Source organism: Anaerobacillus alkalidiazotrophicus, from assembly GCF_001866055.1.
The window spans coordinates 1-10,732 of the sequence record NZ_MLQS01000001.1 but is presented as its reverse complement, the minus strand read 5'-3'; the positions used below and the strand labels follow the sequence as shown (position 1 = coordinate 10,732).

The following is a 10,732-nucleotide window of genomic DNA, read 5'->3' as shown; positions in this document are numbered from 1 at the left end:
GTTTGATTAATATTCTTCAGGGCGGTATATAATGTATGTTTATTCATTTTGTAAAGCCCTAAATGCGTTTTCAACAGCTTTTAATGTAAGTGCGATATCATCTTTTGTATGTTCGGTTGTGAGGAACCATGCTTCGTATTTCGAAGGTGCTAAATTGATTCCCTCTTTTAACATTAATTTAAAGAATTTAGCAAACATGTCTCCATTTGTCTGTTCGGCTTGTTCATAGTTAGAAACTTTTTTAGTCGTAAAATAGATAGTTAACGCACCTTTTAGTCGATTGATAGTAATAGGAATTTGATGTGTAGTTGCAAGTTGTTCAATTCCCTCTTCTAGCATCTTCCCTAATTGATCTAACTTTTCGTATATTCCAGGCTCTTTTAAAACTTCAAGACAAGCTATTCCTGCGCTGATTGATGCTGGGTTCCCAGCCATTGTCCCGGCTTGGTAAGCAGGCCCCAATGGTGCTACTTGTTCCATGATTTCCTTTTTTCCACCATAGGCGCCTATTGGTAGTCCACCACCAATAATCTTTCCTAAAGCAGTTATATCCGGCTCTACGTTTAAAAGGTTTTGTGCTCCACCATACATGAAGCGAAATGCTGTTATTACTTCATCATATATGACAAGCGCTCCTGCCTTGTGAGTAAGTTCGTTAACTTTTTCTAAAAATCCACAAGAAGGCTCGACAATTCCGAAATTACCCACAATTGGTTCGACTAAAACAGCGGCCACCTCATTACCCCATTTATGTAAGGCTTTTTCATATGCATCAATATCATTAAAAGGTACGGTAATGACTTCTTGGGCAATGCTTTTAGGAACACCAGCCGAGTCAGGTGTTCCGAGAGTCGATGGTCCGGACCCGGCGGCGACTAAGACTAAGTCAGAATGTCCGTGGTAACATCCAGCAAACTTAATAATTTTATCTCTCCCCGTGTAGGCTCGTGCAACACGAATAGTTGTCATAACAGCTTCGGTTCCAGAGTTTACAAACCTAATTTTTTCCATAGATGGTATGGCTTCTTTTAACATTTTTGCATATTTCACTTCTAGAATTGTGGGTGTTCCGTATAAAACTCCATTTTTTACGGCAGCTGTAATTGCCTCTATTATATGGGGGTGAGCATGGCCAGTAATTAATGGTCCGTATGCAGCTAAGTAATCAATATATTTGTTTCCATCTACATCCCAAAAGTAAGCCCCTTTTGCTTTTTCCATGAAAATTGGCGTGCCACCACCCACCCCTTTAAACGAGCGTGATGGACTATTAACGCCACCAACGATATGTTCTAGTGCTTCATTATATAGAAGTTCTGATTTTTGAAATTCCATAATTTCCTCCTTAAAACAATAATACTCAAAAGTTTATTCGACTGAGTTACTATAGTTAGTTGAATTAGCGCATTTTGAATAGAATTAGTTTGTGTCGATGTATTCAATGTAATGATGAAATTTACTAAGTTAAAAAAACATTAGAGAGATGCCTTAAATCTTCCTTCATTTAAGGTCCTACATATTCTAGCATGAATGATGACTTACTATGTAACTTTATGCTTTGCTGTTCGACAACATTGATCATTGTATTCCTTGTTCATAAATTAGTTGTTTTTTTCACTTCTAGTTCTTGATCTGAAATTATTTTATACCATAGCCCTTCAATTTTCACAGACTACTTGAAGTAATGAAGACCACCAGTTACACTTAACTCGTTGAAAAATTCAGGGGGAATTAAGAATGGATGTAATAGAGGTAAAAAAATTACGTAAAGAATTTAAGTCTTATTCAAGTCGTTCAGGACTAACTGGAGCTTTCCGAGACTTGTTTACTAGAAATTACAAAGTTATGGCTGCAGTAGATGATATTTCATTAAATATAAAACAAGGTGAAATGGTGGGTTATATTGGTGAAAACGGGGCTGGTAAATCGACTACCATTAAAATGCTTACTGGTATTTTGACACCTACATCAGGATCCGTCATCGTCAATGGAATGGATCCTCATAAACAACGAGAAGAGTTTGTTAGAACAATTGGTGTTGTATTTGGGCAACGCTCGCAGCTTTGGTGGGATATTGCCGTTCAAGAATCTTTTAGGTTGTTAAAGAAGGTCTATAAGGTATCTGATAAAGATTATAAAGAGCATATGGGATATGTAATTGAGACGTTAGATATTGGTCCTTTGTTAGATAAACCAGTAAGAAAGCTTTCATTAGGACAACGAATGAGATGTGAGTTAGCAGCTGCGCTCATTCACAATCCACCATTGTTATTTTTGGATGAACCTACGATTGGTCTAGACGTACTAGTGAAGTTGAAAATTCGCAAGTTCCTAAAAGAAATGAATGAAACGTATAAAACTACTGTATTATTAACAACGCACGATCTAACTGATATTGAAGCGCTATGTGAAAGAGTTGTGTTATTAGATGAAGGAAAAATTGTCTATGACGGAAGACTAGATCAATTACAGGCTAATTCTGTTGAATTAAAACAAATTGAATTTCAGTTTTTAAAGGATATATCTGAAGAAGTATTACCAAAGAAAGGTAATGTGAAATGGGAAAGGAAAGATCCATATACTTGGATTGCAATGGTTGATGGAGATGAAACTCAAGTTTCAAAATTAATTAGTGAAGTTGTTGAGAAAGATCCAATTAAGAACATTAAAATTAATGAGATTTCTACTGAGGAAATCATTCGAAAAATATATGAAGAAGGAATGGCGACTTCATGAGTAAATATTTAGAAATGATAAGAGTTCGTTTTTTAATGATGCTGGCTTATCGAACAAATTACTATAGTGGAATTTTAATTTATAGTATTAATATAGGTGCCTACTATTTTTTGTGGACGGCTATTTATGGTGGGAAGGAAGAAATTCAAGGCCTTTCAGTCATTCAAATGACTACATATGTAGCAGTTGCCTGGATGGCTAGAGCATTTTATTTTAATAACATTGATAGAGAAATTGCAGCCGAGATTAAAGACGGTAAGGTTGCTATAGAAATGATCCGCCCCTACAACTATTTAGGTATGAAAACGATGCAAGGTTTAGGCGAAGGTGTATTTCGCCTGTTGTTCTTTTCGGTGCCAGGGATGTTTATCGTTGCATTTTTATTCCCGTTAAACTTTTCTGCCAATTTAACAACTTGGGGATTGTTTTTTATTTCACTTTTATTTAGCTTTATCGTTAACACTCAGATTAATCTCCTTACTGGTATAATGACGTTTTTTCTTTTTAATAATTCTGGTTTGATAAGAGCGAAGCGAGTTGTTATCGACCTTTTCTCGGGATTACTGTTGCCGATTAGTTTTTATCCAATATGGGCGCAAACAGTAATGACATATTTGCCTTTTCAAGCGATCAGTTATATTCCAAGTATGATTTTCACTGAGGGGTTTGTTGGCCAAGAGATATATTCTGCTCTTATTCTGCAGATGATCTGGGTGGCAATCTTACTAATACCAATTCAATTGTTATGGCTGATAGCTAAAAAACAGTTGATTGTGCAGGGGGGATAGAAAGTATGTTTTATGTGAGTATTTTCTTTCAGTATGCTGCACAATACTTAAAAACAAGACTAACCTATAGAGTGGATACACTTGTAGAAATACTTTCGGACTTACTGTTCCAAGCAGTAAACCTTATTTTCATTTTGGTTGTATTTGGACATACAACTTTTTTAAGTGGATGGAACCGTGAGGAAATTATTTTTATTTACGGTTTTTTCCTAGTCCCTTATGCGATATTTACATCGTTTTTTAATATTTGGGACTTCAATGATCGTTATATTGTTAAAGGGGAATTGGATCGTGTTCTAACAAGGCCAATTCATAGCCTTTTTCAAATTATTATGGAACGCATGGAACTAGAGTCGTTATTCGGTGTGGTCACTGGGTTGGTCATTATGTATTATGCAGGAAGTAGTTTAGGACTATCTATCGCTTGGTATGATGTTTTCGTATTCATCGTGATGGTCCTAGGTGGAGCCTTTATTTATGCTGGTATTTTTATCTCATTAGCAAGCATTGGTTTTTGGTCAGATAGTCGAACCGATATTATGCCAATGATGTATAACATAGGTAACTACGGTAGATACCCAGTCGATATTTATCATCGAGTAATTCGCTATATTTTAACGTGGATCTTACCGTTTGCTTTTGTTGGGGTCTATCCAGCTGCTTATTTCTTAAAGCGTGAGGAATGGTATTATTATGCTTTCTTAACACCAGTAATGGGATTAATTTTTATTATAATATCGATCTGTATATGGAATGTTGGTGTAAAAAAATATCGAGGTGCAGGCAACTAGTTGCTGTTGCCTGTCCTAAATGAAACCACCTGATCATACAATATGAGGAGGTGGTTTTGTTATGAGCAAAGTTGTGCTTTTTTTAGTGATGTTCATATCTGTGGCTGGAATTATGATGAGTGTATTATTGATTTTAAAACATAAACCTATTTTTCATGGTAAAAGGATTTCAGTTCGGAATTTTGTTATTTTATTTCTTGTGTATGTGACTGTAGCGATAGGTTTTGGTTGTTTATATATATCACTAGAATTGATGGGAGTGCCAGTACTGACTGAAGGAGAAGTTAGGGTAGGTGGATCTTTCTTTCATTTGTTAGAAGATGCATTGTATTTTAGTGCAGTGACCATTTTGTCGGTCGGATATGGAGATATAACACCTTTAGGTATCGGTCGTTGGATAGCGATGGTTGAAGCATTTTTTGGATATTTACTTCCTGCAGCTTTTGTAGTTTCTACTGTTGCTAACTTAAAAGAAAAGATAAGAGCAAACTAGTTGTACATTTGGTTGAATTTGGTTACCCTTATACTAATGTAGGATTAATCGCGTATTATTTCATACATGGTTTACTACTTTACTAAAGTTTTAAAATGGAGGGGTAATATGGTATTGGAAATAGGTCAGGTAGCTCCTGATTTTACTTGTGAAGCAACAAATGGTAAAACAATGAAACTTTCAGATTTTCGTGGTAAAAATGTTGTATTATATTTTTATCCGAAAGATATGACTCCAGGCTGTACGACTCAGGCTTGTGATTTTAGAGACTATCATAAAAATTTTGACGAGGTAAACGCAGTTATTTTAGGGGTGAGTCCAGATCCTATAGATAGACATCATAAATTTATAGAAAAACATGGACTTCCGTTCTCGCTCCTTTCTGATGAGAACCATGAGATTGCAGAAGCTTATGGTGTCTGGAAGTTAAAGAAAAATTTCGGTAAGGAATATATGGGGATAGAGCGCTCTACTTTTGTGATCGATAAAGAGGGAGTACTTGTAAAAGAGTGGCGTAAAGTAAAGGTAAAGGAACATGTAGTAGAGGCATTAGAATACGTTAAAAATAATTTGAAATAAGTGAGTTAACTTAATGAATTGCATCATTCATTATTATCGCAATTAAGATACTATATTTAGATACGCAGGTCAGTTCTAACTGGGTATAGATTTATCCCACTCTTAAGGGGCAAGTAAGACCCCCAGCTCAAAACTTTAGAAAATCGAGAAGTTTAGGTGGGGGATAAACTGCCCCTAAAGGTCCGATATAGAATAACTTTCATCAGTGAAGCTGATGATTAGTTATTCTTATGCCCGTGGTATAAGTTGAACTAACAATCAGTGGGGGATGAAGGAAAACCCCCACTGATTGAAGTTCAGCTTTATGTGACGTTTTTTTGGTAATGGTGAAATTCACTCAAATGAGGTGGATTTGTACTAAAGTTTTTTAATTCCATAAGTCGAGGCGTCTGTCTATACATTTTTATTCATGGTGAATATAGATAAATTAGGAAATTTGTTTTTGATTTTTCCTCCTCATACATTGTTAGCGAGAATATACGTTATTCTCGCTTTTTTTTATTTAGATAAGCAGTAAGTGAAAAGCATACAATTATTTTATCCCACACTTAAGGGGCAAGTAAGACCCCCACCTCAAAACTTAAGAAAATCGAGAAGTTTAGGTGGGGGATAAACTGCCCCTAAAGGTCCGATAAGTTGAACTAACAATCAGTGGGGGATGAAGGAAAACCCCCACTGATTGAAGTTCAGCTTTATGGTTTGTTAAAATAAAGGTAACTTTTTTGAGAGGTGTTTATAAATGAAGGTAGTTTCGTCTGCTAATTTAAAAACAAGATTAAAAGAAAAATTAGTTTCTACATATCCAGAGGTATCCTTCTACTTTTATAAAAATATTGATGAAGGACTAACTGAGTTATTAGATGCTGATGTTTTAATTACGTATGGAGAGGATCTAACGGATGAAATTATTAAAAAGGTAAATAGTTTAAAATGGATAATGGTTATTTCAGCAGGTTTAGATATGATGCCATTTCAAGCGATTAAAGAAAAAGGCATTTTAGTAACGAATGCAAGAGGTATTCATAAAATACCAATGGCTGAATATACGATCGGCATGATGCTTCAAGTAGCAAGGCAAACTAAGCAACTAATTCAAAATGAACAAGATCATACTTGGGATCGGCGCATACCAATGATGGAGTTGAATCAAAAGGTATTGGGGATACTAGGGACAGGATCAATAGGAGCAGAAATTGCCAAATATGCGCAAGTGTTTAACATGAGAACTATAGGTTTTAATCGTAGTGGTAAAGAAGTCGACGGTTTTAATGAAATTGTCACTATTGATAATCTAGAGAAATTAATAAAAGAAAGTGATTTTATTGTATCTGTACTTCCTAGCACTAGTATGACAAATGGTTTATTAAATAAAAAACTATTTGATCTAATGGAAGATGTAATTTTTATAAATATAGGTCGAGGAAAAAATGTAGTAGAAAAAGATTTGATTTCAGCCTTAAATCAAGGGAAGGTTACTCACGCTGTTTTAGATGTATTTGTAGAAGAGCCACTACCAAAAAGTCACCCATTTTGGGATATGGAAAATGTAACGGTAACACCTCACTTGTCTGGAATTTCATCTCAATACCAACCTAGAGCACTTGAAATTTTTGAAGAGAATTTAAAGTTATTCTTAAAAGGTGAAAAAAATTATTTGAACAAAATAGATTTTGACAGAGGATATTAAATTAGTATATTTAGTTACAAATAGCTTTTAACGTCATTATTTTTTGTGTTAATGGTACAATTATTGACAGTACTTCCTAGTTATAATATACTATTTATAAACATTATAAAATAATAATTTATATTTAATGAAAAGGAGAGGTGTTTGTTTATGACGTATCGTTTACAAGAAGCACTTGATTCCTTGAAGAACACAAAAGTACGTATGACACCTCAACGTCATGCCATATTAGAGTATCTCTTTAGTTCATTTTCCCACCCGACAGCTGATGAAATATATAAAGCTTTGGAGGGAAAGTTCCCTAATATGAGTGTAGCAACTGTATATAATAATTTGCGTGTCTTTAAAGAAGTTGGGCTAGTGAGAGAATTAACATATGGTGATTCGTCTAGTAGGTTTGATAGTGTTACATCTGATCATTATCATGTAATCTGTCAATGTTGTGAAAAGATAGTTGATTTTCATTACCCAGGCCTAGATGAAGTGGAAACCTTAGCTGAGCATGTGACCGGGTTTAAAGTTAAGAGTCACAGAATGGAAATTTACGGTACTTGCCCAGAGTGTTCGAAAAAAGAGCAACATTAATAGCTGACTTAACTACTTTTTGAGTCAGCTCCTTTTATACATACAAATGAGCTTTATTATCTCCGATCTTGGAGTGGATAAGGCTCATTTTTTTGTTGTTCACTCTCTTCTACCATTTATAAAACTTTGTGGAAATAATATTGATTGTTTTTAGAAGGTTTCACTTATTATAGTGTCGAAAATGTATGATTAATAAGCGTTTTTAAGGAGGGTATAACTTTGGAACAATTGATTAATCATTTATATGATAACAGGATTACTGAAGATACATTAGGGGTATTGTATATAAATGAAATGATGTCCAAGGTAGAAGGGATTCCGAATCTTTCTGCAGTTGTGCTACTAATTGTTGAAAGCGCTAAACCTAACCCTTTAGAACACTATGATATAAAAAATAAGTTGGTACAGTTACAATGGATTAATAAAGATGAATTAGAGAGGGGTTCTGTAAACAGTAGTGACTCTCATCTAATTGATTGGGTACTAAGTGGTATGGTTTTGTTTGAAAAAGATGAATATATAACTATGTATCGAGAAAATATTAATGATTTTCCTTTAATGGAAAGAAAACAAAAAATGCTAACCGAACTTGCGAAGTTAATTCGTAAATATAACTATGGTAAGAAATTATTTCTTAATGGATGTTATTTGGATGCTTTCAATACAATTGTCTGTTCGTTACAACACCTTGCTAAACTCTCGATAATTGAACATGGGTATTATCCTGAGGTTAATGTTTGGAAACAGGTTAAACGTATTGAGCCAGAAATATATAAATTGTATGATGAAATTGTTACTGGTGGTGAAAACTTAGAAAAAAGATTAGAACTCCTTTTTCTAGCGATTGATTTTGCGATAGCATCAAAATCAAAGTTAAGTGCAACCTACTTGATAGAGATATTAAACTTAAAAGAACCTGTGGATATTGAAGGAGTAATAACTCAACTTGAATTTAAAGGGTGTGTGGTTGAATTAAATTTACTTGTCGATTATCTAGTTCAAAAAGGAATAATTGATATAATGAAGGTGAAAACAGATAGTGAAGAAATATTTAGGAGGTTTTACTATGTTAGGTTTAGGTGATAAAAAAAGTTATTGACTTTGGTTGGTTTGGTGATATAATAAATCTTGTCGCTAAAAACGACAGTTGCTAGTTGCTTAAAGTGTGAAACACTTATTTTTCAAAAAAAAGTTTTAAAAAGTGTTTGACATAACTCGGTTAAAATGGTATATTTAAAAAGTCGCTGATTTGAACATCGGTTGACGTTATTGAAAAAAGTTGTTGACAAACAAGGAAAAAATTGATAAGATTTAATTCTTGTTGCGATTTGGACAACATTGATTGTTCTTTGAAAACTGAACACACAGCCAAGCGAATTAAAAGAGATAACATTATCTCGTCAATGTTTTATTTTGAGCTTTATCAAACACTTTTATGGAGAGTTTGATCCTGGCTCAGGACGAACGCTGGCGGCGTGCCTAATACATGCAAGTCGAGCGAATGGATGGGAGCTTGCTCCCTGAAATTAGCGGCGGACGGGTGAGTAACACGTGGGCAACCTGCCCTGTAGACTGGGATAACTTCGGGAAACCGAAGCTAATACCGGATAATCTTTGGAGCCTCATGGTTCTAAAGTAAAAGTTGGGTTTACCTAACNCTACAGGATGGGCCCGCGTCGCATTAGCTAGTTGGTAAGGTAACGGCTTACCAAGGCGACGATGCGTAGCCGACCTGAGAGGGTGATCGGCCACACTGGGACTGAGACACGGCCCAGACTCCTACGGGAGGCAGCAGTAGGGAATCTTCCGCAATGGACGAAAGTCTGACGGAGCAACGCCGCGTGAGCGATGAAGGCCTTCGGGTCGTAAAGCTCTGTTGTTAGGGAAGAACAAGTACCGTTCNAANAGGGCGGTACCTTGACGGTACCTAACGAGAAAGCCACGGCTAACTACGTGCCAGCAGCCGCGGTAATACGTAGGTGGCAAGCGTTGTCCGGAATTATTGGGCGTAAAGCGCGCGCAGGCGGTCTCTTAAGTCTGATGTGAAAGCCCCCGGCTCAACCGGGGAGGGTCATTGGAAACTGGGAGACTTGAGTGCAGAAGAGGAGAGTGGAATTCCATGTGTAGCGGTGAAATGCGTGCGGTGAATACGTTCCCGGGCCTTGTACACACCGCCCGTCACACCACGAGAGTTTGTAACACCCGAAGTCGGTGGGGTAACCTTTTGGAGCCAGCCGCCTAAGGTGGGACAGATGATTGGGGTGAAGTCGTAACAAGGTAGCCGTATCGGAAGGTGCGGCTGGATCACCTCCTTTCTATGGAGTAATACTCTAGTCGATGCTTTTCTTAGGAAAAGTACGCTGACGCTGTGTTTCAGTTTTGAGAGAATGATCTCTCATTTAAATAGTAAGGCAATGTGAAAGCTGACGAAGAAATACGACGTTTATCATTTGCCGACTCGTTCTTTGAAAACTAGATAACAACAATACATTTAAGTTTTACCGGAAGTCATTATGACTTTGAGTAAATCTTGAGTAGTCAAGAATTCAATTCGACGAAAAATCCTTTTGAAAAAACAGGTATTTTTTCGGAAGAAGCAAGGAGATCGAGGCGGCGAGCTTTCGAGCAGCGGAGTGTATGTTTAAGGATACATGAGCAGCGCAGAAAAGAGAAGCCAACGAAGAGATCCGCAGCTTATTACGGAAAAATTAGGTTAAGTTAGAAAGGGCGCACGGTGAATGCCTTGGCACTAGGAGCCGACGAAGGACGCGACGAACAGCGATATGCCTCGGGGAGTTGTAAGTAAACTTTGATCCGGGGATTTCCGAATGGGGGAACCCACNATCCGTAATGGGATGGTATCCATATCTGAATACATAGGGTATGAGAAGGCAGACCTGGGGAACTGAAACATCTAAGTACCCAGAGGAAGAGAAAGAAATATTCGATTACCTGAGTAGCGGCGAGCGAAACGGTAACAGCCCAAACCAAGGGGCTTGCCCCTTGGGGTTGTAGGACACTCTAAACGGAGTTACAAAGAAACGAAGTAGACGAAGCGATCTGGAAAGGTCCG

Annotated in this window: 9 protein-coding genes, 1 rRNA gene and 1 other annotated feature; of the genes, 9 read left to right on the top strand and 1 reads right to left on the bottom strand. The window is 36.6% G+C overall.

Going from position 1 to position 10,732, the window contains the following annotated elements; all coding sequences use genetic code 11:
- Positions 1–39: 39 nt before the first annotated feature.
- A complete protein-coding gene (locus tag BKP45_RS00050) occupies positions 40–1,335 on the bottom strand; it encodes a glutamate-1-semialdehyde 2,1-aminomutase (RefSeq protein WP_071387834.1) in 1,296 nt (431 codons plus the stop codon).
- A gap of 402 nt (positions 1,336–1,737) precedes the next feature.
- Here BKP45_RS00050 and BKP45_RS00045 point away from each other — a divergent pair, with 402 nt between their 5' ends.
- From BKP45_RS00045 to BKP45_RS00005, 9 genes are all read left to right on the top strand, one after another.
- Positions 1,738–2,736, top strand: a complete 999-nt coding sequence (locus BKP45_RS00045; protein WP_071387833.1) for an ABC transporter ATP-binding protein — start codon at positions 1,738–1,740, stop codon at positions 2,734–2,736.
- A complete protein-coding gene (locus BKP45_RS00040) occupies positions 2,733–3,524 on the top strand; it encodes an ABC transporter permease (protein WP_071387832.1) in 792 nt (263 codons plus the stop codon). Before BKP45_RS00045 ends, BKP45_RS00040 begins: the two co-directional genes overlap by 4 nt.
- 5 nt (positions 3,525–3,529) lie before the next feature.
- Positions 3,530–4,315, top strand: coding sequence for an ABC transporter permease (locus tag BKP45_RS00035; protein ID WP_071307979.1), 786 nt, complete (start codon positions 3,530–3,532; stop codon positions 4,313–4,315).
- A 61-nt stretch (positions 4,316–4,376) separates the two neighbouring features.
- On the top strand, positions 4,377–4,808 hold the full coding sequence (locus tag BKP45_RS00030) for a potassium channel family protein (protein ID WP_071387831.1): 432 nt from the start codon (positions 4,377–4,379) through the stop codon (positions 4,806–4,808).
- A gap of 108 nt (positions 4,809–4,916) precedes the next feature.
- Positions 4,917–5,387, top strand: coding sequence for a thioredoxin-dependent thiol peroxidase (gene bcp, locus BKP45_RS00025; protein ID WP_071387830.1), 471 nt, complete (start codon positions 4,917–4,919; stop codon positions 5,385–5,387).
- 739 nt (positions 5,388–6,126) lie between these two features.
- On the top strand, positions 6,127–7,074 hold the full coding sequence (locus tag BKP45_RS00020) for a D-2-hydroxyacid dehydrogenase (protein ID WP_071387829.1): 948 nt from the start codon (positions 6,127–6,129) through the stop codon (positions 7,072–7,074).
- Between the two features lie 150 nt (positions 7,075–7,224).
- The gene (perR, locus tag BKP45_RS00015) at positions 7,225–7,659 is read left to right on the top strand and encodes a peroxide-responsive transcriptional repressor PerR (protein WP_071307975.1); all 435 of its coding nucleotides are present in this window, start codon (positions 7,225–7,227) and stop codon (positions 7,657–7,659) included.
- Positions 7,660–7,878: 219 nt separating this feature from the next.
- Positions 7,879–8,742 (top strand): nucleotidyltransferase-like protein, encoded by an 864-nt coding sequence (locus BKP45_RS00010; protein ID WP_071307974.1) that lies wholly within the window; start codon positions 7,879–7,881, stop codon positions 8,740–8,742.
- A 349-nt stretch (positions 8,743–9,091) separates the two neighbouring features.
- Positions 9,092–9,974: a sequence feature (16S ribosomal RNA rRNA prediction is too short), on the top strand.
- A gap of 396 nt (positions 9,975–10,370) precedes the next feature.
- Positions 10,371–10,732: ribosomal RNA gene (locus tag BKP45_RS00005) — 23S ribosomal RNA — on the top strand; the annotation flags it as partial.